Origin of the sequence: Ktedonosporobacter rubrisoli (assembly GCF_004208415.1) — a bacterium.
Classification (GTDB): domain Bacteria; phylum Chloroflexota; class Ktedonobacteria; order Ktedonobacterales; family Ktedonobacteraceae; genus Ktedonosporobacter; species Ktedonosporobacter rubrisoli.
Genome location: NZ_CP035758.1, coordinates 6,533,445 through 6,558,746 on the forward strand (window position 1 = coordinate 6,533,445; position 25,302 = coordinate 6,558,746).

The following is a 25,302-nucleotide window of genomic DNA, read 5'->3' on the forward strand; positions in this document are numbered from 1 at the left end:
ATCACAAGCTGATTGCTCAGCTCTATCAGTGCTATGCACCAGCCATTATGATGTATCTATGCCGGCAAGTTCCTCTCAGGGAAGATGCCGAAGATGTGCTGCTTGAGGTTTTTCAAGCAGCCGTCGAGAGCGAGATTCTTCCCACTCTGAAAGAAGGCAAACAGCGCACCTGGCTGTGGAGTACTGCCCACAACAAAGTTGCTGACCACTATCGGCGTAAGAGCCGCAGACCTAACTTATCCCTGGGATTGGAAGAGATGGCAGAAGTGCTCGACGCCGACGATTCTTCTGTCCCAGAGCTCGTGGCTTTGCGCAAGGAGGCCTATGCTGAACTGCGCACATATATCGTATCCCTCCCAGAGCTCCAACAGGAGATTCTCCACCTGCGTTTTGCGCATGGCCTCAACTGCAGCGAAATTGCCCAACAGCTCGGTAAGAATCATGGAGCAACGCGCACAATGCTCTCTCGTTCACTCAACCACTTACGCTCTATCTACAGGCAAAATAGGAAGGATCAATCACATGGCTAAGCACTTACCCGAATTTACTCCAGAACAGGTAGATGCGCAGGTAGACGGGCTTTTGACGGGCCAATCTCCAGCTTCGCCAGATCAAGAAATGATCTCTCACCTGAGCCAGATATACCGGGATGATGAGCGCTCGCTCGCCAAAGCTTGGCAGCGTCTGGAGTTAGAGAATTATCAATTCAAGAGCGCAGAGGAGCAGTGGCAGACAGAACCCATCACGCCGCAGCCAGACAGCGCAAACGATACCTTTATTGAAAGAAATTCCCCCACGACTGAAAGACGTGTTGAGAGGAATTTCCCCACGCGCCATGCCAATAAACGCGCATCTTCGCGCATCCTCACCCAGCTCGCCGCAGCCTGCTTCGCACTCCTGCTTGTTGGCAGTCTGCTGGTTGTCCTGCGCCTGGTTCACGAGAATCAGCTTTCTAGCGGGTCCAGTGGTCAGCAGGCGATATATGCCAGCGACGATACCCACCTGTTCAAACTAGATTCCCATACCCACCAGGTGCTCTGGCAGCGCGAGCTCAATAAAATACTCAAGATTATTCCTGCTGGCAATGCCGTCTACATTTTGCAGGCTTCCTGGGCTGACATACACACAAATGCCGTTTCAAGTCTCGACGCTAGCAGCGGTAAAACGCTCTGGACGCACGCGCTGTCCCCGCAAAAACAGGACAATCAGGTAATCGTCAGAGACATGATCCTTGCGCAAGGCCGGCTCTATGTTGACTGGCAAAGCAGGAACACTAACGATGCGCTTAATCTCAATGCAGCCAAAAAAGCGCAGATAGACGTCCTCAATCCGGCGGATGGCAAGCTGATCACAGCTTTACCGGTAAAGACGGATCTATGGAACATGGCAGCAGGCAACGGAATTCTCGCAGTCAGCACAGCCTATGGCTTCCAGGTCTACGAGCTTGCCACAGGCAAATTGCTCTGGCACAAAATCTTCCAAGCCAGCACTAATATGCCTGTAGCTTCGCTTAAAGTCTCCGCTGGCCTGATATATGCCATAGTAAGCCATCCAGAAAGCACTATACGGGCCTACAAGGCAGATACAGGAGAGCAGGTCTGGCAAAGTCACGCATTCGCCGACAATCAGATCTACTCCCTCACAGTAGAGCAGAATATAGTTTACTTTGGCACCACGCTCTATCCACCAGTTGGGCAAAAGAAACCCACCACAGGGTCCATCTACGCCTACGATATCAAGCGCAATAAACAGCTCTGGAGCATCCCGGTTGCGGGAGCCACGCTGCACCCACCAGCTCTTAGCTCTGGCATGCTCTACATTTGTGCAGACAGCGGTGTAGCAGATAATCTTGCTCCCGCACCGGCACACGTAATAGCCATCTACGCAGCATCGGGCAAGATCAAGTGGCAGCGAACGCTACCAGAGAACTACGTCAGCGGGTTTGCTCTAAGCCATGAGACCATCTATGCAAGTACTTACAAAGTCACAGAGAATAGCGTAGTGCCGGGCAATACGTATGCGCTTGCTGCCTCCAATGGAAACATACAGTGGGAAGATAATCAGCATCGCTTCCTCACCCACGTCGTGGCACCATAGTATTCTTTCAGGAGCAAACCAAGCACAGGAAATAGGATGACGGCCTCTCCGTGCCATCATCCTATTTGCCGAGAGAAAAAGCCTGTGAGCATGGGGCGAGCAACGCCCTAGAACAATCGCCGATAGCTCACCCGATCAACCTCTTCTCCGTTCTATCTGACACCCGCGCTTGTCTTTCCGCTAATAAGGAGACGATGAAACGGCCTGATGAACTGAAAATAGAGTGGACCAGTCAAGCTCGTGTAATGGACAGCGGTGAACACAGAGAAGCGCGTGCGCCGGTTTGCCAACGGCTCTGCCACGAAGCCCAGGCTCGCGTTGAGCTGCTTAATATGTATCTCGGCAAGCCAGTAGCGCTCCTGCTCGGCAAGACGGACCGTCAGAGGACCCAGGCGCGCACCCTCCTGGAAAGGCACCATTTCCGGCGAGAGCCTCGATACGGGGCCCTTCGTTTTCGACCCTATGCCCACAAGCCGTTGTACCCGCATTAGCCAGGCGGGCTGATAGTTGAACCAATTGGCAAGAAAAGTGCGCAAATCAGCGCCGCCAATGGCAGTTGTCACATCAAGATAATCCGCGTCGGCAAGAAAGGGCTCCATCTCCATGGCAGGCAAGGCCTGGTATGTACTATTCCTTGGCATCTTCGGATTCCTTTCTGTCGGTCTTCCTCCCTGCTGGTAAAAGCAAGAAGTCAGAGATTCTGGCGACTTCCCGGTACAGCGCTTCCAACTCATCGCCCTGCACTGGTGGCAAGAAGTGTTGGCTACCTACAAAAATGCTATAGAGGACCTGCGCGGTTCGCCGAGCCTGCCCATGATCATGGCAGAGCAAGAAGATCAGCTCGGCGAGATAGGCGAGTCGACGCTGGTCAATGCGCTGCTGGTAGGCATGCACCAACGAATCCTGATAGGCCCAGGCACGCACAGCGACTTCCAACTGACTGGGATGGCGCAAAGAGCCCTGTAAGATCTGGTGGAGTCGATCCAGCGGAGATGTCTGAAGCTGCTGCGTATGCTCGATGATCCGCAACGTCCCCTCTTGCTCAAAGAAGGTGAGCAGCTGCTCTTTATAATCCTGGAAGTTATGAAAATGGTGATAGAAAGAGCCCTTGGTTACTCCTAAGCGGCTCGTCAAAGCCTCAATGGTCAGAGCACTTGCCCCAGCCTCGGCCAGCACGGCTAAGCCTTCTTCCAACCACCTGCGTCTGGTTGTGGCCATCTTTGCCCCTTTCAGCATAATTCTCTACAGGAAAATGTACCATACCGTATGGTATATTTTCAAGAGAAAGAGGAAAAGAAATAAGATGATAGTCTCCATGCAAACATCCGATTTCCTTCCAAGAAAAAGCCCAGATGAGGACTCTTTCCTACCTCACTGGGCAGTAATCGCAAAGACGGCGCTCTCAGCACGTGCGCCAGGAAGGGCAATCTGTACACGCACTCGCCAGGCCCCACTCATCGAGAAGCGCATGGGCGCGCTATACAGACCTCTTGATTGCTCCTGGGCTACCGCGTACTCCTTGCCCATATCCATAGCTTCCATAGCGCCCTCCAGGGTAATGTACGCATTGCTGACTGGAGCCTTATCACGCAAGACCTGAATGGAGAGCGTGGCGGGCTGAGAAGTGGGAGGTGGGTTTGGCTCGACCTGCAAGGTGAGTTGATAGGGGCCGGCCTGTGCGGTCTGCAAGGCAGCGGTGGGACGCGCAGGGATAATATCGACAAGGATAGTGCCGATCCAGGTCATCGCGGCCAGGAAAGCACAGCCAAGCGCCAGAATGATCAGTTTGCGTCTCATGAATTACCCGTTGTATCCCTTTAGCTAGCTTTATATCAAACAGTGCACCCCTTTCACTCTTAGCTTATTTCAGGGGTGCACTGGGGACGCGCACATAGACTTTCCCATCGACCACCCGCACGTCAAGACTCGGTAAAGCCTTCAAATATTGTAAGCCTCCCTGCTTATTCGCCGGCTGGCCATACTCCGTAAAGAGTCCGCCGTGGCAGGGACAATGGAAGTGACGATCATTATCATGCCATTGCACAATACAGCCCATATGTGTGCAGGCGGCCGAGAGCGCAACTACCGGCTCTTTCGGCGCGGCCGGCCCTTCGGAGTTCGCATCGTCATCATCATCGTTGCGCAGCACGTATCCTACAATGGTATCTGCTACAAAGAATACAGCCTCCTTGCCCAGTTGCGCAAGAGTTGTCACAAAATGCCAATCGGCTGGAACCTCGGCCGGGACCATCTTCACATCGGGATAGCTCTGCTTATTTGCCGGCGGCGTTACTGACACGGCTTTGTCATTAGCATGCTGACCCATAGAGACGCCCACGCCGGTACCCACTACCAACGAAGCCGCGGCAACCGCGCTTCCCGTTAAGATAGCGCGACGCGAGACCCGCTTTCTCTCTGCCTGGGAGTGTGGAAGTCGGCTTGAGCGCGGCGCCTCCATCGGCTCCTGTTGCGCTTCCTGCTCTATTGGGGCCGGCGCTTCCTGCGGGTCGGATGGCGTCGGGGATATCGGTTCCTGCGTACCAATGCTGGCCGGCGGCCTCAATCCCTGTCCCTGCCTCTCAGACATAGCAAGAAGAAGCGCCTGCAAGCTATCAGCAAACTCAGGATTCGGAGTTGCGGCCTCTGGTGAAGCTGAGCGAAAAAGCGCGGCCATACGATAGACACGGGCTTGCTCAGGAGTGAGATCCCGTGGAAGCTGGGCTGGGAGTCCCGCCTGCAGCTCTTCTATATAGCGCTCCAGCTCCAGATAATCTTCAAATCTTTCCTGGTCTTCACCGGCCATGGTACATCTCCCTGCCAACGGGCATAATTCCAGCTGTTATCTTGCGACCTTTCAATGCTCTTTTCTTTATAATAGGCTGGCTGTGCCCTGGCTCCCCCTTTAAGGGTCCTACAAAGCTAGCCCGCGAATGGTTCTTGCCCATCCCATTTGTGAGCATGGAATAGCTCTCAGTCTCTTTTCCCCAGCACATGAGGTTCTAGATCAGCGGCGCGTTTGAGCGCGCGAAACTGCAATACCTTGACATTTGCCTCGCTCAAGCCCATCTGTGCAGCCGTTTCCTTAATCGAGAGATTGAGCAAAAAACGACAAGTCAGCACCTCACGATAATGCTCAGGCAGCGCTGAGAGCACACGCCGCACGCGCTCCGTGGGAGTTGCATCGTTAGTGGGTGCCGCCCCCTCCTCCTCGCTCGGCCCTTCCCAACCGGCCTCCAGCAACTCCTCTAAGGAGCTAATCGAAATACGATAATAGGCTCGCCAATAATCAGCAATGGTTGTGCGCGCGATCTGAAAGAGCCACTTCTGCATGCTCTGCGGGCTACGAGTCCTATCGAGTCCGCGCACAGCTTTGATAAAGGTCTGCGAGGTAAGATCCTCGGCCTCTTCGCGATTGCCTACCTTACTATAGATAAAGCGATAAATCAGGTTCAAGTTCTCCTGATAAAGCGCCTGAATCTGTTGCACACTCTGGTCCCTCTGCAGCTCAGCATCGGCACTCTTCTTTTGCTCGGTTTCGGCAAGTTGTATTTTCACATGTGGACCGCATGGCATATTCACATCATACTCCCCGCCATGAGCCGCGCAGATAACCACTCCCGCAGATTAGTCCTTTCTGTACAATTACCACTGGCCCTGGCAAATATTACTACGCCCCAGGGTTACGGCCGCTAAAACGAAAGGGTAGGTCGCGCTTCACACCCCTGCACGAACCGTAAAGTTCTGTCTGCACAGGGGCGGAGCACAACCTACCCTTGAATGACGTATGCCAACGCCATAGTCGTTAAAAATCTGCTACTTAGAATATTATACACCATTGTCAAGGCAATTTCAAAGGTTTTTGGGACCTTGCAGGCTATCCCTCTGCCTTCGCTTCTATAGCTTGGTTGATCTCCCAGACGTTGCCTTCAGGATCAGCAAAATGGGCAGTGCGCAGTCCCCAGCTTCGATCGGTTGGAGGTTTGAGGAAGGTAACACCTTTCGCCTTGAGCTCCTCGTATGCAGCATCGACATCCGCAACGCCGGCGGCCAGTAGTCCGGCTGGCCTGGTCTGTAGCGTGGAGGAACTTGCTTGCTCCCCAATCAGGTCTGCAGTCCCTTCCGGCGAAAGCAAGATCAAATAGAGCTTATCTTGTAAAAGGAACGTGGAGGATTGGGCATCGCTCCCCAGAGACCGCAGCTTGAAGGTATCCCGATAAAATACTGTACATTTTTCTAGATCCTTGACGAATAAGACGACTGCTTCCACCTTGTGAATCATAGCTTTTCCTTTTGTATGTTATTCTCAGCCGCGTCAAAACGGCCATAGAAACGCGTGTGTGAATGCTTCTTCCGAGGGGAAGACCAACGTCCCGCGCTCAATAGAGCATAGTCTAACAAAGGCAGAGAGGAAAAACTTCTCCTATCTTGCTTTTTTCTGTCCATTACACGCCTGGAGAATGAGATCTGTTGAGAAGCAGTTTAATATTGCTAGTTTATCCGACCTGCGCCTTAACATATGGGGACAGCTTCAAGATAGAGCGGCGAACGAAGGGACGCAGCAAGGGCATGCTCAGGCTGATAAGAAGCCCGGGATCGTTATGCTTAAGCATCTCCTCAAGCATCTCCTCAAACGAATGGCGCTGATAATGCAGCAAGGCCTCGCTCGCTTCACTCTCTAGCCAATCGGTGCAGTATTGCTGCTGGCTAAAGGCGCTTTCGGGCAATTTGCCAACGCACATACGCTCCATCATCGTTTGCACATAATCGCGATAGCGAATCTGGCAGCGTGGACCACCGCCAATCAACCAGGTCTCACCCCAGATAGGGCCAGCAATCCCATTGGCAATCGCCAGAGCCGCATCGGCAGGATGGAGCATCTCAAAGCGCGTCTCCAGCGCAATCTCGAACATGATAGGATGAGGCTTATGCGCCCTGAGAATCGGTGGCATATCGCAGAAGCGAAAAATGGCCCAGTCCAGCCCCGCGCTTTTCACCATCTCTTCGCCTTCAATTTTGTGCGCGCTATAGGCGTCGGTCGCCTGTACGGGATCAGTGAGCTTGCGCGGGGGCTCTTTATCTTGCGTATGGCCGAAGACATCGAAGGTAGAAGTAAAGAAGAATTTCGGCGGCTGGCTCTGGCGCTTAGCGGCCTCAAGCAGATTGCGCGTGCCGCCTACATTGACGGCATAGGCCCTTTCCGGGTCCACAAGCGAGGCGGGCGGAATTACGGCCGCCAGATGGATGACGATATCCTGCCCCTCTACAGCCTGGCTTACCTGCGCCAGCTCGCACATCTCCCCAGACAATCCTAGCCCGAGCAGCAACCAGGCTGGCCCTTTGCTTGGTTAGCGGCGTTTGCAGATCGAAGCAAATGACGCGATGGCCTCGCCGGAGCAATTCCTGGAGAGTATAAAATCCAACATTGCCGAAGGCCCCGGTAAGCAATACGTTCATGAAAGATTCCTTTCTCTCTCTGAGATAGATTGGACGCTCGGGCCTTGCCAATCTGCAAACACGCATACAGGCTGCATTTTCCTAAGATCGGGAACGATGAATATCCTTCAAGGTGGGTAAATCCTTCAAACGCTCGCGCTGGAGCCACAAACTAAGGATACTCGCCAGAAAGCTCCCGACAAAGATGAGGATAAAGAATCCAATGATGAAGAGTACAACGGCTTGCATATTTGCTCTCCCTCCTCATTCAGCTGACTAACATACTACATGCTTTACGTTTGTGGAATGAACAAGTTACAGCCTACTTCTCAAGCATCAGAGGAACCATAACTCAAAGTGAGGAATAAGGAGTAAAGGTGAATTTCATCTTGTCGTCAGGATAAATATTAGTTAATACACTTAATATCTCTCTTGACCTCAATAATTAAGATTTTCACCGAGAGAAGCAACATCGCCTCTTTGTTTCGAAGCGTAGTAAACTCGACAATGTAAAGCTAAGGGAAAGCAACGAGCGGGTGGAAAAGGTATAAGGCCAGGCGCGACTGAATTGACAAATTCGTGGCAATGAACTGACGTGTATAGTATAATACTATACACAACGCCTATAGAGAGAATTGCACATAGGGGTGCTAGGTTGTAAAGGCGTTGGTTGGTGCAAAGCACACCATATTTTACGTGCTGTTTATAAAGTGCGAAATAATAGCGCTGGAAATAGAGTATAAGGGATCGCGCGGAGCTTCCACAAGCAGAGGGAAACAGCCCGCCAATCCCTCAGAACCGGATAGTGATAATGCGCTAGTTCACACCAACTGTCTCAGAAGCTGAAAGCAGTTTGGAATGGGGCTATGCAGCTTTTCTAGCAGGCCAGCACAGTAGCACCCCGTGCGGATGTCAAAATTGGGCGAGAGCAAGAGGCCGGAGAAACAAGCAGGGGGCATCATTTCGGGATACTGTGTCCATGCGGGCTAGCGGTAGCCCTTCTCCTCATTTCCCCACTTCGCGCCTTCCATCTTCGCCACAAGAATCGAGGAAAAGATGTACAAAGGTCAATCAGGTATGTGGTCCTGGCTCTTCCACAGGGTTTCAGGGCTGGGCATCCTTCTCTTCTTGTTCATTCACATCGTTGACATTTCCTTGCTGGGTTTCGGCAGCGAGGTCTACAATGAGGGTATTTCGCTATTTGACAGTGTGGTTGTACGCCTGCTATCCCTCTCGATTATTGTAGCCGTACTCTTCCATGCCTTCAACGGAGTGCGCATTATGTTAATCGACTTCTGGCGTAAGGGCGTCTACTATCAAAAGGTGATGTTTGCGATCGTGATGGTCGTCACGATTGTGATCTTCATTCCTTTTGCCTATTTTGTGCTCAGGCCGGCCCTGCTGCCTATCGCCTACTGGTTTATTAACATCCCGGGCGTAGCGCACGTAGGACACTAATTAGTTTGTCGGCTTGTACACATCGTGGGTGTATGAAGCGCCCCTACGAAGGAGAATATGTATGTTACGTCTGTCAAAGTTTTACGGCCCTCGCCCGGCGTCAGGCGGTGTTTTCGAGACGCTTTCCTGGTACTATTTCCGCATCTCAGGCGTGGTACTCTTTTTCCTGGTCATTATTCACTTAATCATTATGCACGTCTCGAATGATGTGGCCTGTACCACATTCGCATTTGTATCAGCGCGCTACGCCAATCCACTCTGGCGTCTCTTCGACTGGCTGCTACTGACCATCGCGCTGACACACGGGATGAACGGGCTGCGTGTAGTAATCGACGACTATGCACGCTCGCCGCGTACGCGCGTGCTCTTGCTCTCGATCGCAGCCGTTCTGTTGCTAGTCTTCTTTATGTTGGGAACGATTACCCTGATTACTTTCCATTCAGTTGCGCCGCAGGTTGCCGGCCCACAATGTCTGCCTAAATAAAAGCGAGGATCTGCTATGTATCATAAACATGACGTCATTATCGTTGGCTCGGGAGGTGCAGGCCTTATGGCAGCCATGCAGCTACCCCATGCCAGTGTGGCGGTACTCTCCAAGGTCTACCCCACACGTTCGCATACCGGCGCAGCTCAAGGAGGGGTAGCAGCCGCTCTTGGCAACCAGGAAGAGGACCACTGGAAGTGGCATATGTACGATACGGTGAAGGGTGGCGACTACTTAGTTGATCAGCCCGCCGCCGAGATTCTGACCCGCGAGGCGATCGATGCGGTCTATGAACTTGAGCATCGCGGCCTGCCTTTTAACCGTACAGCCGATGGGCGCATTGACCAGCGCCGCTTCGGAGGCCATTCGCGCAATTTCGGCGAAGCTCCTGTACGCCGCTCGTGCTACGCGGCTGACCGCACAGGACATATGATCCTGCAAACCATGTACCAGAATGCCATCAAGAACGAGGTCAACTTCTTCAACGAGTTTCTGGCCCTCGACCTGCTCATCAACGAAGATCGCGTCTGCGGTGTGGTGGCCATAGAGATTCGTACAGGTGAGATCCATACCTTCCATGCCAAAGCTGTACTCTTCGCCACAGGCGGCTACGGTCGCGCCTGGCGCGTGACCAGCAATGCCTTTGCTTGCATGGGCGACGGCATGTCTATCGCCTATCGTCGGGGTATTCCACTTGAAGATATGGAGATGTATCAGTTCCATCCGACCGGCATTTATAAGGTTGGCGTCCTGCTGAGCGAGGCCGCACGCGGCGAAGGCGGCAAGCTGCTCAACGACAAGGGCGAGTATTTTATGGAACGCTATATGCCAACTATGAAAGACCTGGCGCCGCGTGATATAGTTTCGCGCTGCATTGTGCAGGAGATCAAAGAGGGCCGGGGCATCCATGGCAAAGATTATGTCTATCTCGACGTCAGACATCTTGGCAAGAAAGTGATTGACGAGAAGCTGCCCGACATCACCGATTTCGCCCGCAACTATCTTGGCGTCGAGCCGATTACCGAGCCAGTGCCGATCCATCCTACGGCGCATTATGCCATGGGCGGCATTCCTACCGACATTGAGGGACGCGTGGTCACTGACGCGCAATGGACGCCAATCCCTGGCTTCTATGCCGCTGGCGAGGTAGCCTGTGTCTCAGTGCATGGCGCCAACCGCCTTGGCACAAATTCGCTGGTTGACCTCATAGTCTTTGGCCGCCGCGCCGGCAAGCATATGGCCAAATTTATTCAGGAAAACGACCATGTGCCCTTGCCCTCGCAGCCAGAAGACTTTGCGCGCGAGCAGATCAGTCGCCTCTACACCACAACCGGCGGCGAATCGGCAAGCCGCATTCGCTCCGAGCTGCAAAACGAGATGATCGATAAGGTCTTCGTCGAACGCAACGAAGATGGCCTGCACGAGGCGCTAGATAGCATTGACGAGCTGCAGGATGCCTACAAAAAAGTGCAGCTACAGGACAAAGGCAAGCGCTTCAATACTGAGCTTGTGGAGGCCCTGGAACTTGGCTTCCTGCTCGATTGTGCCGAAGCAACCATTCATGGAGCCATGGCCCGCAAAGAGAGCCGTGGAGCTCACTTCCGTCTGGATTATCCAAAACGCGATGATGCCAACTGGCTCAAGCACACACTTGCCTACAAAGGCACCAAAGCGCATGACGTTCGCCTTGAGTACAAGGACGTGATCCTGATTGATGATCCCGTCTTTGCGCCAAAGGAACGGAAATACTAGAGGAGAACAGCATGAACATTCACATGCGCATTAAGCGCTACGATCCCGAGAGGGGCGACGGTAAGCCATATTGGAGCGAATTCACTGTCGAGGCCGATCCTCTTGATCGCTTACTTGACGCGCTCAATACTGTCAAATGGACGATGGATGGTACGCTCACCTATCGCCGCTCCTGCGCTCATGGCGTTTGTGGCTCCGATGCGATGCGCGTTAATGGACGCAACCGCCTTGCCTGTAAGGTGCTGGTGCGCGACGTAGGCACCAGGGTAACTATTGAGCCCATGCTTGGCTATCCAGTCATTAAGGATCTTGTCGTCGACATGGACCCATTTATGGAGAAGTATAAGTCGATCAAGCCTTATCTTATCAACTATGATGCGGAGCCGGCGGCCGAACGCCTGCAAAGCCCCGAGGACCGCGCACGCTACGATGAGGGAACCAAGTGTATTCTCTGCGGCGCCTGTACAGGCTCGTGCCCTTCGATCTGGGGCAATCCCGATTGGATTGGACCAGCCTCGATTGTCAACGCGCACCGCTTTATCTTCGATAGTCGCGACCAGGCCACCGCCGAGCGCTTGCAGATTCTGGGTCAGCCCAACGGTGTATGGCGCTGCCGCACTATCTTTAACTGCACCGATGCCTGTCCGCGCGGCATCCATGTCACCGACCTGATTGAGCAGGTCAAGCGCGCCATCGTCTATAACGACACCAGGGATAGCTAAGCCCTGACCTACAAAGCGTTAAAGGGCGGGAAGCACCAGGAAACTGCTCCCGCCCTTCTCTATCCGACAATAATTGTGCTGTAGGGTAACCTCAGAGCTACTTTAGCCCCTCGCGGAAGTCTTGCCTGAAGCGCTGAGCGTCCTGGCGCAAGGCCACTAGCTCTCTATCATTTATCCAGCGCAATAAAAGCTACAGTCTATTCTTCGCACTGAAACCTACAGGTATCTAGCAACATCTCTTCGCTAACTTTAAAAGTTCATGATGCAAAGTGGTAGCATTACTGGCTATCAAACGACCGCTGTTTTCCAAAGTGAACGATTTTCCAGCAAAATCAGTTACCTTTCCGCCAGCTTCTTGCAGGATCAACAAGCCGGCATCAGAAGGCACAGCCTGCTCAGAGACGGTGATAACGCTTTCAGCCTTCCCGCTGGCCACCAGGCACCAATCCAGTGCCGGCGACCAGGTATCGAGCACTCTGCGGCAGTGGAGATGGAGCGCGTTGCGTAAGCATACTGTGGCCGGCTGCCGCTTGGTAGTAAAATCGGGGATAAAAAAGATGCTACTCCTCTTCAAATCTTCCTTGTTGCAAAAGGGACACGTTCATCCCTCCTCCCAGCCCAATTCGGATCACTTCTTCCATTGCCCACAGATATCTTGTATTCTATTTTTCAAGTATAAAATGTCTTAGAAACCTAAACAGAATTAAGAGGGATGCATAAGATGGCTAATAGCGATCCTAAACAAGTAATCATGGAGCATCTGAATGCGCTTAAGTTTTCCGCGCAGAAAGATGTAGATAGCAACACGCCTGCTCAGAAGCCAGAGACGACAGAAAAAGTAGGACCTACCAATATCCGTTTTCTTAAAGCACGCTCGTTGGCCAATCGTCAGCTTCATCTCGTCAGTTGTGAAGCGCCTGATGGGCTAGAACTGTACTTTACGTATTATCTTATTAAGGATGAGAACGCCTGCTGGCAGGTTTACGATGCCATCGGCGGACCTGCTTATGAGACGAGCCGCGAAACATATAGCCAGCCACGCGCTCTATTGAGCCGCGCTGGCTGGCCGGATCATTTTTATGCCAGCGGCTATATCATAGAAAACGGGGTTGATGTGAGCCTGCTGCGCTGTATTGCAGCCAACGGAACAATTATGGAGGATGAGCCCTCAGAAGATCGCTTCGTGCTCTTATTTAGCGAGCAGCCGGTTCGCTTGCCACTGCGCATCGAGCTCTATAATCAGGCCGACAATCTGGTAGGCAGCCATGAAGTATTCAAAGGAGCACTATAATTCAAGGCCAGAGCTTCCCGCTCTTTCTTATGCTCAGCTATAGCGGTACCTATCAGCCACGAGGGGAACGTCTAGGAGGCAGAGAGCAAAAGCAAGATATGATTTAGAGAAGGAGCGATAAATGGCTTCGCAGCATAGCCAATCATCTCAATTAGCCTTAGAACAATTTACACAGCCTCTGCGCACGCCCGGCCCACAAGGTCTGCTGGGTGCGTTAAACGCGACCCAACCAGTAGAACTACAGGCGCGTATCACCTCCGCCGAAATATTCACGGGCAAACATACGACGTTCTGGGCCTATCAGGCCACCCAGGACCAGCAAAGCTGGCTCAACCCGATCTTCAAAGTCCAGCGTGGCCAGCTCTTCACTGCAAACTTTACCAATCAATTGCCTGAAGCAACAACGATTCACTGGCACGGGCTGCATCTCGATTGGCACATGGATGGGCACCCACGCTGGGCCGTAGAGCCTGGCGCCAGCTTTCACTATCAGTTCCCAGTAAACAATCGCGGCGCCACCTACTGGTATCATCCTCACGCCCACCACAGAACGGCCTGGCAGACCTACCATGGCCTGGCAAGTTGCTTTATCGTCGAGGATGAAGACACACGACGCCTCGCACAAAGCCTTGATCTCACCTTTGGCACGACCGATCTTCCGCTCATACTTCAGGACAGACGCTTTGACGAATCAGGCCAATTGCTCTATCCAATTGATCAAGAGAGCCAGGATATGGGCGTCGAGGGCGATACCATTCTTGTCAATTTGACCCCGCGACCCGTGTTAGAGGTAAGCACGCGCATCTATCGCCTCAGAATACTCAATGGCTCTAACGCGCGCATCTATCGCCTGGCCCTGCAGCGCGCCAGAGACGAAACGCTGCTCCCCTATTGGCTCATCGGAACCGATGGCGGACTCCTCGAACAGCCCCATGTCGCAACCGAGGTCTTTCTCTCGCCTGGCGAGCGCGTAGAGCTCTTACTCGACTTCTCGCCCTTCGCCCTCAATGAAGAAATATTCTTGATAAGCTTACCCTTTGATCCCATGCATAACGAAATGGCCATGGGAAGCATGGAGGAGAGCCACACCATGCAGCACTTGGGCGACGAGGGGCACGCCATGCCACACCACCATATGGGCGCGCCAGGGCTCCCCGGCGGCCAGCAGTTCCCGCTGCTCAGACTCGTCATTAAGCAGCAGGAAAAAGTACTCTCAGCAGCGCCTAGCCAGCTCTCAGTCATCCAGCCCATTCCCCTGCAAAGCGCAACCACGCGACAAATCGAGATCTCTGTGGCCTCCGGTGGAGAGAATCAGCCCATGCGCTGGCTCATCAACGGGCACAGCTATGAGCTTGATGAGTATCCCATCGAAGTGAAAAAAGGCACAACCGAGATCTGGCAGATCCATAACAACGAGCAGAGCATGCCCCATCCTATGCACCTGCACGGCTTCCAGTTTCAAGTAATTGACCGCAGCGGAAGTCCCGAGCAGATCCAGCGCCTGGCCGTAGATTCTATGGGCAGAACAAGCACCGATCTTGGCTGGAAAGATACAGTGCTTGTCTGGCCCGGCGAGACAGTCAGGATCGCTACGCAGTTTGCGCATCCATTTCCCGCTGATCAAGTTTACATGTTCCATTGCCACATTCTCGAACATGAGGATACTGGAATGATGCTTAACTATCGCATCAGTTGAAGAGAATGCGCTATGATATAGAGGAATGGGTATTCTAAGCCATGAGAGGTTTGCACAGACATGGATACAGCCGAAACCACCTGGCAACATAGTTTCATTCAGACCAACGGCATTCGTATGCACTACGTCAAGCAAGGAAGCGGACCCCTGGTCATCTTTCTACACGGTTTTCCCGAGTTCTGGTATTCCTGGCGCTACCAGCTGCCCGTGCTAGCCGAACATGGCTATACAGCTGTCGCGCCAGATCTGCGCGGCTACAACGAAACCGATAAGCCAGCCGGCGGCTACGATCTCGCCACCTTATGCCGCGATATTGCCGGGCTCATCAGCGGCTTACAAAGCCAGAAAGCCATCATCATCGGCCACGATTGGGGAGGCGTTCTGGCCTGGTCCCTGACCATCCACCATCCCGAGCTTGCCGAGCGCCTGATCGTTCTCAACGCGCCACATCCAGCGGCCATGTCCCGTGAGCTGCGCACTATCGAGCAGCTGCGTAAGAGCTGGTATATGTTCTTCTTCCAGATTCCCTGGCTCCCCGAATATCTCCTGGGACTTAACCATGCCGCCGCCATTGGCAAAATGCTCCATGCCAGCGCCGTGCAGAAGGCCGCCTTTCCACCCCAGGTGCTCTGGAGCTATCGTGACGCCATGAGCAAGCCCGGGGCCTTGACCGGCGGGCTCAATTATTATCGGGCCATGTTTCGCCGCCTGGCCACAAGAGGTCGCTCGGGCAACGAACATGTTATCAACACTCCCACCTTACTGATCTGGGGCGAGCAGGATGTGGCCCTTGGCATAAATCTGACAAAGGGACTGGAAAACTGGGTTCCAAATCTGCGCATTCAGTATTTGCCCGAGAGCGGCCACTGGGTCCAGCAAGAAAATCCCGAGGAAGTCAACAAGCTTATACTGGAATTTCTCAGCACAAGCTGATCGTCAGCTGCTCAGGAAAAAGTATAGGCATCGAAAAGAGGATACGCGCACCCGATGCACTTCGGGCAGGGTATATCAAGAATGCGCGCGCAAGGGATCATCGAGATGGGATAAAGCGCCGGGTCGCAATCAGCGCAAAAGCGCATCAGCCCCCGTTGCCAGCGAAACTTCCTGTCGCGCCTTTTCGCTAGTGCCCACAGTGCCCTCAGCGCTGCCCTGTGCCCTCTCCTCCGTCTCCAAGGGTTCCTCCAACACCTGTTTCATCCATAAAACGCCACATATATTACACATGCCATGGCTCGCTTCATACAATTTAGGCAAAGGCACATTGGAGATCCGCTTCCCCATGCCATCAATCAGGCGTAGGCACCATGCACACTGTCGTAGCATATCGTTTCCCATCCTTTCTCAGCAGGCCTCTACTTCTAACTCTCTACTCCCTTACGTCAAGCACAGCCTATTTCTTTACTATTGTATCCAGCTCAGCAAATGCACCTTCCCAGACGTTCCCGCGCTGAAAGGTGCTACGTGCTTTTGGGAGACCAGTAGCGAGCGGCCAGGCCATCCTTGCCCACCGCTTGAGATTGCTGGCACAGCGCCTGCCTATTTTGCGTTCCTGAGGCCTGCCCCTTCCCCTGTGGAGCAGGCGCAGACCCATAGATCGCGCGAAACTTTTTCACTCCGCGCGACACGCGCTTACGCACAGCTTCTGGGCTGCTAGCGAGGATCTTGCTTATCTGTTCGTATGTGAAGCCATTACCATAATGGAGCTGTAAGCAGGCCGCGTCCTTTGGTTTAAGCGAGGAGAGAGCCTGCTCTACAAGGATGCGCGTCTCGGCCTGATCTTCGATAGAAGGGCTGACCAGAGCCTGAGCCAGGAAGCGTCTCTCCTCATAACTTGTCTCAGATGAGTTGCCAGAGCGTTCAGTAGCTGCCAGCGGCAAAAAGCTCACAAACTTTAACAGGCGCCGGCGATTGAGATAGCGCAAGGCATAATTTGTAGCGATCCGATACACCCAGGCATCAAGGGCAAGATCAGCCGAAGTCTTGCCTATTTCCTTATAAATTTGTAAAAACGTATCCTGCGCGAGATCAAGGGCCATCTCCCGATCTCCCACCAGATGGTATAAGTATCTCGTTATCGGCTGCTGCAGACGCTCTATCAGAGTGCAAAAGGCCTGAGCATCTTTCGCCTGCAGGCGCGCTACCTCGGCTCCTTTAACTTCAGTCACGGCTATCTAGCTTTCTGCGCTCAGAAGCACGCTGCACTCCCACCAGCCATGCAGGTTTCTCAGGGAAAAACGTGCTCTCTCCTCAACTTTTCTTCTCCATCCAAAGGACAAGGCAGGCAGGCAGAGACCCCTCTCAACCTTGCAGTTGGGCTTAGGCTACAATAAGCATCTCTGACCAGAGATATAACCCCATTTTATTGCTCGTTTCGGCAATTGTGATAAATGTTCCCCTATCTACTATAATCAATATGTCTGGCAAAAGCGGACAGGTTTTTCTACAGTTTTTTGTATCCCCAAAAAAAATAACGAATATCCCCGGCAGAAGTTGCAACAAACAAGGCTTCCGCATGTTTTAAGCAAAATTCTAATCTTATTTATTTAGGTGTTAGAAGGCGCCAATCCTGTGCTAATCAGGCAACAGTGACACTTATAGTGTGATAGCCAGAGGAGCCAATCGGCGCGGGTGGCTGCTCGCTGGGGTCCTGCACATTGCCCTCCATATCGATGGCGCGCACCATAACTGTATACGAGCCGGCATGAGGTTGCCAGGGCAGCTCCCATAGGACCCAGGTAAGTGCCGAGAGGGGACGCTTTAAGACGGCTCGCTGCCAGTTTTGGCCGCCGTCCAGGCTGACATCTACCTCACTTATCTCCTTATTGCCAGAAAAGGCCACGCCCGCGATATAGGTTGGCTTGTTGGCGGCAAGCTTTGCGCTCGATAAGGGAGTATCGATGCGTGAAGTCAGGCGTATTGGCGCATCATCGCTCCAGCCGCGCATCTGCCAGAAGCCCTGATAGTTCTCCTTGACAACTTCTATGCCTGTAATCCACTTCACATGTTTCATTCCATAGATACCAGGCACAAGCAGGCGAGCCGGATAGCCGTGACCCGTGGGCAGGTTTACCCCATTCATATGTAGCGCTACCAGGGTCGTCGGCTCCAGAGCCTTGGCCAGATGAATGCTATCGCTATAGTCGTCGGTCGCGTGCAGCACAACTTTCGTCGCGCCCGGTTCGATGCTACCCGCTTGCTTGAGCAGATCGGCCAGCGGTACGCCCTCCCAGAGCGCATTGCTCATATAGGGTCCACCGACTTCATTGCTTATGCACATCATCGACTCATATTGCTGCTTCATAGGCAAGGCCTTTAGCTCAGCATAGGTAAGGCTGTAAGGCCGCTCTACCTGGCCATAGACCTTTAATTGCCAGCCGCTGGCGTTGACTACAGGGTCGGAGAGAAGGTTTTTAGAAACTACGTAATACTGTTCATTGCTGGTCACTTCGGGGGAGAGCTGCGCTACAGTCTGGAAGGGGCCATAATTGGGAGTTGGGGGAGGACTGATCTTGCTCTTGAAACGCTGAACCTGTTCAGCTACGCTCGTGCCGCCAAACCCGCCACTAATGAAGCGCCAGGCCAGCGTGCCAAGCGCGCCCACTGCCACAATGGCTACGCCGGCACGCAGCACGCTACGACGTCCAGGTTGCGCGGGCAGATCGCTGAGAGCCTTCGCCTCAGCCGGCTTGTTAAGTTCATTTATTGTTGTACTCGGTGAGCTGTCGGCTTCACTTTGAGCCTGCAGGCGCATCCTGCTTAGCCAGCTCTGGGTCAGGACAAAGAGCAAACCAAAACAGAGACCCACCACAGCCAGGCTGATGGCAGTTTGCCATATCCCTATGTGCAATTGCGCACCAAAGAAGCCAGCGCCGATCAGAGGTAGCAAGATGAGCCCGCAAAGCAACCAGAGCAAGGCCGCCAGCCATACGCCATCGCGCCACTCAAGGATGTCCCGTCGCTTTATACGCCCCAGGAGCAGAGCATAGCTTCCCCCACAGAGGGCGAATACAACACATTGTCCCACAAAAATAATGACGAAGAGATAACGCTTGGCATCGACTCCAATCAACTCATGCAGATAGTCAAAGGTCGAGGCAGGCATGATATTTGTGATGGCTGCCCCAAAAACTTCAGGCAATGAAACTCCATTCACGGTTAAACTGAGGAGTAACATCAGCAAGCCAGCGAGCACACCGGCTGCCAGCCCGGCCAGAAAACCAACGCCAAAGCGCTGACGAGGTGAGAAGAAACTTGCGCGCATATCGGGCCTCTCAATGTTTAGGTTGAGCCTTGTTGAGCGAGGATCAATACTCTGTCTTACTATACCATTTATTGTTACGCACGTTGCAGACAGCATAAATTTACAGTTTCTAACGATCTGAGCCCTCTTCCCAACAAGCATGGCAGAGCATTGCCTGGTTCCTTATCAGGCTCAGAGCGGGCCCGGCTTTGCGCATCCAGCAACGTGCTATCCTACCTGCTGTTTAGTCAATGTAGACATTTACCCATGCCCTAAACTCCCAGCCTTAAATTTATATTTTTTTAATACCCAAAAAGATATTTTATATCTTTTTTTTGTGATATTGTATCTATGGTGCCAGTTCTCTATATTTCTCTTTTGGATTATCCGCTTCTTTCTTGTTCTAGTTCAATGGGGAAAAGGAAACCATGACACAAACGTCTAGCTCACAGAGACCCTCGTCGCTCTGGACCAACCGAAATTATCTACTACTCTGGATCGGACAATCCTTTTCACTGATCGGTGATTACTTCTTCATAGCCACTATCGCTATCTGGATCATTGATCGACTGGCTCACGGCCAGCCCTGGCTCCCGTTAGCGGCTGGCGCTGTTCCCCTGCTGGGAGCCGTGCCCGCGCTCCTTCTCGCGCCTCCCGCCGGTGTCTTTGTCGATCGTTGGGACAGACGACGAACCATGCTCTGGACAGATATAGTACGCACAATCCTCGTCGCACTTTTCCTGCTCCTGACCATCTTCGTAAACGAGCCTACCTGGCTATTAATAAGCAGCTATGCCACAGTGCTACTCTGCGCCTGTGGTGCACAATTCTTTATGCCCGCACGCGTGGCTGTGGTCAACGATATTATTCTTCCCGAGCAACGGCCGATGGCCTTTGGCTCATTGCAGCAGGCCAATTACCTGGCGCAGATCGTCGGCCCCGCCCTGGCCGCCCCGCTCTACATTCTGCTGGGTCCGGTCTGGGCTATCGCGCTTAACGCCCTCTCCTATCTCGTCTCGTTTCTGGTCCTGGTCCTTTTGCGCGTACCAGCTTATCAGCGCGATTCTACCCAGAGCAAAACTAGCTTCTGGGTAGAATTTAGAGAAGGCCTTAACTTCTTTGTCACTAATCGCGTCCTGGTGACGCTGCTGATCAGCGGCATGATCTTTATGTTCGCCGGTATGGCCTTTAACTCGTTTGAATATCTCTATGGTGTTGAGAATCTGCACATTACTAATGGCTTGCTTGGACTCTACGTCGGCTGCTACGGGATTGGCGTTGTGATTGGCCTGCCCATTACCGCTTCGCTGGCCAGGCGCTATAGCGAGGTACAGATCCTCTGGATCTTTTTGCTTGGGCACGGGTTAATGACCATAATTCTCTCGCGCATGACCTCATTGATCCCTGGCATGATCTGTACGCTTCTGATTGGCTTTTTCAGCACCGCCATCTATGTGACGGTACGTCCGCTGACGATGCGCGTAACCCCATCGCGCTTAATCGGGCGCGTGATGGCCTTCGAGAGTCCATTGATTACCGCCGCCTCGCTCATAGGTGGCACGCTGGCCAGCGTGCTGGCCTCGACAGTTTTACAAAACCTTCACGCAACCTTTGCTGGCTTCACTTTTGGCCGTCTCGATACTATCTTTTTTATCGTAGGGCTTCTGGTAATGTGTGCAGGAATCTTCGCCAGGCTGACCCTCTATCGAGAAGTCAAAAAATTGAACGCCGAGGATACGGTCCAGCAACCCAGCGCGGCCGCCGTCACTGAATAGGCAGCAGACCGAGCTTGACACGCCTGGAGCTTCTCGATATAGTACAGCAAAGAAACAGCTGTCGAAAAAAGGACTGAAGGTCGATGCAAGAATCGGGAAGCTCTCTCCACAATAAAGAGGCCAGCCGCCGCGCTCGTCGCATGCAACGACGCCTTGAGGATATTCTCAAGGTTGCTGCTCGCATGTTCGCTGAGCACGGCTATGAAGGCACCACCCTGGAAATGATAGCTGAAGATCTGGGGCTCTCGAAACCAGGGCTGTACTATTATGTAAAGAGCAAAGAAGAGGTGCTGGAACATATTTTCCGCAGAATCTTCAAGGCGATTCTCGCAAGCCTCTCTACTGCTGTCTCGCCGGAGATGCTCCCGCAAGAGCGTCTCTACCATCTGATTACAGCATATGTTACGCACGCCTGCATCTATCCCGAAGGCCATGCTCTCTTCCTCTACGAAAGTCATCTCTTAAACGTCTGCAACGATGAGCTTCGTGCGCTGCGCGACCTCTACCAACAACAGATAGAGGAGGCCATCACTGCCGGTATCCAGCAAAACATTTTCCATATCACAGATGCCAGGCTGGCCAGTTTGGCCCTGGTAGGAGCTCTGCATCCTATTCCGCTCTGGTATAAGCCCAGCGGCTCCTTAACTCCCGGCGAGATTGCCGAATATTACGCCCGTATGCTCATTGGTGGCCTGGTAAATCCGTTGACCAGACCCTTCAGTCACGCGCACTAATCCCTGCCCCTTCATCCCCTTGACAGGCTCTTCTTCTCCTAGCTATACTTTGCCATAGGTTCGTTTTTCGACCGAGGGTAAATTTTTCAAGCAAAAGGAAAGGATGTAATATGATGTACTGGCTGGCCCAGGTAAATATCGGACGAATGCTGGCTCCGCTCAGCGATCCTGTTATGGCAGGATTTGTGGCAAAGTTAGATGAGATTAACACGTTGGCGGATAACAGCGAGGGCTTTATCTGGCGCTTGCAAACACCCGAAGGGAATGCAACTTCTTTACGTCACTTTGAAGATGAGCTCATTCTTGTGAACCTCTCTGTGTGGACTGATCTTGCTACTTACGCCAACTTTGTCTACAAAAGTCAGCACCGCCAATTGATCCAGCAACGTCGCCAGTGGTTCCAGAAGTTTGAGGGCCCGTATACAGCCATCTGGTGGATTCCTCGTGAGCATACTCCCGACGTCAAGGAGGCCAAAGAGCGCCTGGAGCATCTGCGTATACACGGCGAGACGCCTTACGCCTTCACCTTCAAAAAGACGTTTCCGGCTCCCGCAGAAAGCGATAACATCAGTTCGCCGCTTATCGTGAAGGGCTAGCCTTGCGCCTGGCCGGCCGCGCAAAGACTACATGCTTCAGCAAATAGTATATACTACAAGCATGACTAGCCAAACTCTCAAACGTTTTACAGAATTTCCAGCATAAGCTAAAGGACTGAACATTATGCAAACCCCAGAGGAGCTAGAAGCAGCTCTAGCATTGAAATCTATAGCGCGCAATATTTCGCTCAAATCTTCGCTCCAACAGATGCCCAAAGTCTATTCCGCGCTCTGGCCAGCCGCCCGACGCTTTGTCACCGGAGAAACGCGGCAGGATGCCATCGATACAGCCAGAACACTTGCCGCTCAGGGATACAGCACTTCTTTAGAGTGCATCGGCGAAAATACGGCCACCGAGCAGGCATGCCAGGACGCCATGAGTGAATTTCTCGCCTTAAGCCAGGCCATAGAAACAGCCTCCCTGGCCGGGAGCGCCACCCTTTCGCTCGATCTTTCACACATCGGCCTTTCCGTAAGCCGGGAACTGGCGCTTGAAAATCTTCAGCGCCTCGCCCAGGATACCAGAGCGCGCGGCATCTCCATGATGCTAGGGATGGAGGAATCCGAGAAAATTCCAGCAATCCTTGAGGTATATACGCAGGTAGCTGAGCAGCATCAGCATATGGGGATTACGCTCCAAGCGCACCTCTATCGCACGCCTGACGATCTCGCTATGCTGCTTCGCCTGCCCGGAAAGATCCGGCTCGTCAAGGGAGCCTTCCAGGAACCGGCTGAACGCGCCATGCAGCGCGGGGAAGAGCTAAACTTACGCTTTCTCGCGCTGGCCCAGAAGCTGGTTGAAGCTCAGCATTCGCTCTGGCTTGCCACGCATGATCAGCAACTGCTGCAAGAATGTGAGCGGCGTGGCATCTTGAGCAGTCCACATACAGAAGTGGAGATGCTCTACGGCGTTCGCTCAGATCTGTTGAAGCAGACGAAACAAGCGGGGCAGCAAACGCGTCTGTATCTACCGTATGGCCTTGAATGGTATCTCTATCTCTGCCATCGGCTTGCCGAATATCCCCCCAACATCTATCGCGCCCTTGCCGATTGTGTGCAGCCCTCAAGAACAGAGCAGATAGTAAACGACTATCTCTAGGAGAATATAAAAGATAGAGCAGCGTGGTTCTGCGCTGCCCTATTTGCCTGTATTATATACTTACCACTGAGGGCTAAGCTACGCCCTCATCCTTCAATTGCTGGGCAACCGGGACAAAGCCCTCGCCGGGGCGATAGTCAGGCGATTGATGGCGGAAGTATGTATTGTAAAGCTCGGCATAATGGCCAGCCTGCTGCATCAAGTGCTCATGGTTTCCCTCCTCGACCACCAGCCCTTTGTTCAGCACAATGATGCGATCAGCATGGCGAATCGTCGAGAGGCGGTGGGCAATCACAATCGCCGTGCGCTGCTCAAGAATCAGATCAAGGCTTTCCTGGATCTGGGCCTCAGTCAGCGGATCAACGCTGGCCGTTGCCTCGTCCATAATGATAATCGAGGGGTCCTGCAGCAGCACGCGCGCCAGGGCGACAAGCTGGCGCTGCCCCATCGAGAGAGCCTTACCTTCCTCGCCTACCTGGGTATCAAGGCCTTCGGGCAGAGCTTCCAGCCAGTCCCCACCACCGATGCGCTGCGCTACGGCCATGACATCCTTGTACGCGGCCTCGGGGCGCGCGTAGCGAATGTTATCGGCCACGCTGCCGGAGAAGAGAAACGGAACCTGGGGCACGATGCCCAGCTGCCGATGAAAAGCTGCAAGATCAAAGGTGCGTATATCCAGCCCATCCACAAGAATCTTGCCACCCTGGAACTCGTAGAAGCGCGCCACAAGTTTGCCCAGGCTGGATTTACCCGCGCCAGTATGCCCGACAAAGGCTACTGTCTCGCCAGCCTTGATCTTCAGGTTGAAGCTTGGCAGCACCGTCTGCCGATCATCATAGCTAAAGTAGACATCCTTGAACTCGATCTCCCCGCGCAACTGCTTCACCGGCTGCTGATCTATCTGATGCACGCGCGGCTCGGCGTCCAGCAAAGCAAAGACGCGCTCACTTGCCGAGAGCCCAAGCTGAAACTGGCTCCAAAACGAAGCAATACCGGTAAGAGGCGACCAGAGCAGCCCGATGCTCTGCACAAAAAGGAACCAGTCGCCAGCCGAGATCGTATGGCTCAGCACATTAGAGCCGCCAAAGTAGATCACGATAGTTGTACCGATGTTCGCAATGGCCACCAGCACAGGAAAGATTCCGTTGTAGAGCGAGCCTGAGAGCACATTGACTTTGTACCACTGCTTATTGACCCCGCTAAAGTCATTGTACATGCTCTGTTCCTGCCGAAAATTCTTGGCCACAGTAATACCGCTGACCACTTCCTGCACGTTGGCATTGACGCGCGCTAAGGAGCGCTGTGAGCGCTGGGTAGCCCGGCGCGCTACGGCGCGGAAGATCAGGGCTACCACAATAATCAGCGGCAGAATCGAGAAGGTAAGCAGGGCCAGATGCCAGCTTCTAAAAAAGAGCACTGTAGCAATAATAAGGAACAGCAGGACCTGGCTGAGCAGGTTGAGCGAGAGCGTGACAACCGTGGCAAAGCTCTCGGTATCCGAGGTCACACGGCTCACGATCTTGCCCGAAATGAACTCGTCGAAGAAGGACATATCGCGGTCCATCACCGAGGAGAAGGCATCCTTACGCAGCTGGAGCACTACGTCACCAACGGCGCGCGCCGCGAACCACTGGCGAAACATATTGCACGTCCAGGAGAGCACAGCCGCGATGAGCACAAAGCCGACGAGAAGCAAGGCAGTCTGCCAGACCTTTGACAGTACCAGCGTGTCAATCGTGTTTGAGATCAGGATCGGGTAAATTGCATCTAGCAATGAACTAAAGACGACAAGCGCAGTGACCGCCAGCATCAGCAGCAGCTTGGGGCGAAAATAGCCAATGATGCGCGCGATAAGCTGGCTATCTTTATACGTTCGATCATAGGCCTCGGCATCCAGGCCATCCATGATAAAACCCATCTCTTAT

General features: G+C 53.2%; 26 protein-coding genes. 13 read left to right on the plus strand and 13 right to left on the minus strand.

Going from position 1 to position 25,302, the window contains the following annotated elements; translation table 11 throughout:
- Positions 1-11 precede the first annotated feature (11 nt).
- On the plus strand, positions 12-530 hold the full coding sequence (locus tag EPA93_RS28420; protein ID WP_277988987.1) for an RNA polymerase sigma factor: 519 nt from the start codon (positions 12-14) through the stop codon (positions 528-530).
- A complete protein-coding gene (locus EPA93_RS28425) occupies positions 523-2,097 on the plus strand; it encodes a PQQ-binding-like beta-propeller repeat protein (RefSeq protein ID WP_165423450.1) in 1,575 nt (524 codons plus the stop codon). The genes EPA93_RS28420 and EPA93_RS28425 overlap by 8 nt, the downstream gene beginning before the upstream one ends.
- Before the next feature lie 152 nt (positions 2,098-2,249).
- Here EPA93_RS28425 and EPA93_RS28430 read toward each other — a convergent pair whose 3' ends face one another.
- The 8 genes from EPA93_RS28430 to EPA93_RS48610 all read right to left on the minus strand — a co-directional run bounded on the left by EPA93_RS28430 (position 2,250) and on the right by EPA93_RS48610 (position 7,779).
- Positions 2,250-2,738, minus strand: a complete 489-nt coding sequence (locus tag EPA93_RS28430; RefSeq protein WP_165423451.1) for a DUF2867 domain-containing protein — start codon at positions 2,736-2,738, stop codon at positions 2,250-2,252.
- Positions 2,725-3,315, minus strand: coding sequence for a TetR/AcrR family transcriptional regulator (locus tag EPA93_RS28435; RefSeq protein WP_129890760.1), 591 nt, complete (start codon positions 3,313-3,315; stop codon positions 2,725-2,727). Before EPA93_RS28435 ends, EPA93_RS28430 begins: the two co-directional genes overlap by 14 nt.
- 153 nt (positions 3,316-3,468) lie before the next feature.
- A complete protein-coding gene (locus tag EPA93_RS28440; protein ID WP_129890761.1) occupies positions 3,469-3,894 on the minus strand; it encodes a FixH family protein in 426 nt (141 codons plus the stop codon).
- A 64-nt stretch (positions 3,895-3,958) separates the two neighbouring features.
- Entirely contained in the window at positions 3,959-4,900 is a 942-nt protein-coding gene (locus EPA93_RS49230) for a QcrA and Rieske domain-containing protein (RefSeq protein ID WP_207229227.1), read from the minus strand.
- Between the two features lie 167 nt (positions 4,901-5,067).
- Complete coding sequence (locus EPA93_RS28450) at positions 5,068-5,670, minus strand: RNA polymerase sigma factor (protein ID WP_242527524.1); 603 nt, start codon at positions 5,668-5,670, stop codon at positions 5,068-5,070.
- 301 nt (positions 5,671-5,971) lie between these two features.
- The gene (locus EPA93_RS28455; RefSeq protein WP_129890763.1) at positions 5,972-6,376 is read right to left on the minus strand and encodes a VOC family protein; all 405 of its coding nucleotides are present in this window, start codon (positions 6,374-6,376) and stop codon (positions 5,972-5,974) included.
- Between the two features lie 214 nt (positions 6,377-6,590).
- Positions 6,591-7,391, minus strand: coding sequence for an NAD-dependent epimerase/dehydratase family protein (locus EPA93_RS28460; RefSeq protein WP_207229228.1), 801 nt, complete (start codon positions 7,389-7,391; stop codon positions 6,591-6,593).
- Between the two features lie 241 nt (positions 7,392-7,632).
- Positions 7,633-7,779 (minus strand): hypothetical protein, encoded by a 147-nt coding sequence (locus EPA93_RS48610; RefSeq protein ID WP_165423452.1) that lies wholly within the window; start codon positions 7,777-7,779, stop codon positions 7,633-7,635.
- An 807-nt stretch (positions 7,780-8,586) separates the two neighbouring features.
- Between EPA93_RS48610 and sdhC the strand changes: the two genes are divergently transcribed.
- From sdhC to EPA93_RS28480, 4 genes are all read left to right on the plus strand, one after another.
- Entirely contained in the window at positions 8,587-8,988 is a 402-nt protein-coding gene (sdhC, locus tag EPA93_RS28465; RefSeq protein ID WP_129890764.1) for a succinate dehydrogenase, cytochrome b556 subunit, read from the plus strand.
- A gap of 61 nt (positions 8,989-9,049) precedes the next feature.
- A complete protein-coding gene (locus EPA93_RS28470; protein WP_129890765.1) occupies positions 9,050-9,472 on the plus strand; it encodes a succinate dehydrogenase hydrophobic membrane anchor subunit in 423 nt (140 codons plus the stop codon).
- A gap of 15 nt (positions 9,473-9,487) precedes the next feature.
- Positions 9,488-11,224 carry a succinate dehydrogenase flavoprotein subunit gene (gene sdhA, locus EPA93_RS28475; protein ID WP_129890766.1) on the plus strand — a complete coding sequence of 579 codons (1,737 nt, stop codon included), beginning with the start codon at positions 9,488-9,490 and terminating at the stop codon, positions 11,222-11,224.
- 11 nt (positions 11,225-11,235) lie between these two features.
- A complete protein-coding gene (locus EPA93_RS28480; protein WP_129890767.1) occupies positions 11,236-11,946 on the plus strand; it encodes a succinate dehydrogenase iron-sulfur subunit in 711 nt (236 codons plus the stop codon).
- Between the two features lie 226 nt (positions 11,947-12,172).
- On the opposite strand, the gene EPA93_RS28485 is transcribed toward EPA93_RS28480, so the two are convergent.
- Positions 12,173-12,520 (minus strand): inositol monophosphatase family protein, encoded by a 348-nt coding sequence (locus tag EPA93_RS28485; RefSeq protein ID WP_129890768.1) that lies wholly within the window; start codon positions 12,518-12,520, stop codon positions 12,173-12,175.
- Positions 12,521-12,667: 147 nt separating this feature from the next.
- Between EPA93_RS28485 and EPA93_RS28490 the strand changes: the two genes are divergently transcribed.
- The 3 genes from EPA93_RS28490 to EPA93_RS28500 all read left to right on the plus strand — a co-directional run bounded on the left by EPA93_RS28490 (position 12,668) and on the right by EPA93_RS28500 (position 15,866).
- Positions 12,668-13,237, plus strand: a complete 570-nt coding sequence (locus tag EPA93_RS28490; RefSeq protein WP_129890769.1) for a hypothetical protein — start codon at positions 12,668-12,670, stop codon at positions 13,235-13,237.
- A gap of 121 nt (positions 13,238-13,358) precedes the next feature.
- Complete coding sequence (locus tag EPA93_RS28495) at positions 13,359-14,933, plus strand: multicopper oxidase family protein (RefSeq protein ID WP_129890770.1); 1,575 nt, start codon at positions 13,359-13,361, stop codon at positions 14,931-14,933.
- A 60-nt stretch (positions 14,934-14,993) separates the two neighbouring features.
- The gene (locus EPA93_RS28500; RefSeq protein ID WP_129890771.1) at positions 14,994-15,866 is read left to right on the plus strand and encodes an alpha/beta fold hydrolase; all 873 of its coding nucleotides are present in this window, start codon (positions 14,994-14,996) and stop codon (positions 15,864-15,866) included.
- A 129-nt stretch (positions 15,867-15,995) separates the two neighbouring features.
- Here the strand turns inward: EPA93_RS28500 and EPA93_RS28505 are convergent, their stop codons facing one another.
- The 3 genes from EPA93_RS28505 to EPA93_RS28515 all read right to left on the minus strand — a co-directional run bounded on the left by EPA93_RS28505 (position 15,996) and on the right by EPA93_RS28515 (position 19,194).
- Positions 15,996-16,256, minus strand: coding sequence for a hypothetical protein (locus EPA93_RS28505; RefSeq protein WP_129890772.1), 261 nt, complete (start codon positions 16,254-16,256; stop codon positions 15,996-15,998).
- A 134-nt stretch (positions 16,257-16,390) separates the two neighbouring features.
- Positions 16,391-17,098 carry an RNA polymerase sigma factor gene (locus tag EPA93_RS28510; protein WP_165423453.1) on the minus strand — a complete coding sequence of 236 codons (708 nt, stop codon included), beginning with the start codon at positions 17,096-17,098 and terminating at the stop codon, positions 16,391-16,393.
- A gap of 410 nt (positions 17,099-17,508) precedes the next feature.
- On the minus strand, positions 17,509-19,194 hold the full coding sequence (locus EPA93_RS28515; RefSeq protein ID WP_165423454.1) for a molybdopterin-dependent oxidoreductase: 1,686 nt from the start codon (positions 19,192-19,194) through the stop codon (positions 17,509-17,511).
- A gap of 407 nt (positions 19,195-19,601) precedes the next feature.
- Between EPA93_RS28515 and EPA93_RS28520 the strand changes: the two genes are divergently transcribed.
- The 4 genes from EPA93_RS28520 to EPA93_RS28535 all read left to right on the plus strand — a co-directional run bounded on the left by EPA93_RS28520 (position 19,602) and on the right by EPA93_RS28535 (position 23,377).
- Positions 19,602-20,948, plus strand: coding sequence for an MFS transporter (locus EPA93_RS28520; protein WP_129890775.1), 1,347 nt, complete (start codon positions 19,602-19,604; stop codon positions 20,946-20,948).
- A gap of 83 nt (positions 20,949-21,031) precedes the next feature.
- Complete coding sequence (locus EPA93_RS28525) at positions 21,032-21,682, plus strand: TetR/AcrR family transcriptional regulator (RefSeq protein ID WP_129890776.1); 651 nt, start codon at positions 21,032-21,034, stop codon at positions 21,680-21,682.
- Positions 21,683-21,792: 110 nt separating this feature from the next.
- Positions 21,793-22,278, plus strand: coding sequence for a DUF3291 domain-containing protein (locus EPA93_RS28530; protein WP_242527161.1), 486 nt, complete (start codon positions 21,793-21,795; stop codon positions 22,276-22,278).
- 124 nt (positions 22,279-22,402) lie between these two features.
- Positions 22,403-23,377 carry a proline dehydrogenase family protein gene (locus EPA93_RS28535; RefSeq protein ID WP_129890777.1) on the plus strand — a complete coding sequence of 325 codons (975 nt, stop codon included), beginning with the start codon at positions 22,403-22,405 and terminating at the stop codon, positions 23,375-23,377.
- 73 nt (positions 23,378-23,450) lie between these two features.
- Here EPA93_RS28535 and EPA93_RS28540 read toward each other — a convergent pair whose 3' ends face one another.
- Entirely contained in the window at positions 23,451-25,295 is a 1,845-nt protein-coding gene (locus EPA93_RS28540; protein ID WP_129890778.1) for an ABC transporter ATP-binding protein, read from the minus strand.
- Positions 25,296-25,302 lie beyond the last annotated feature (7 nt).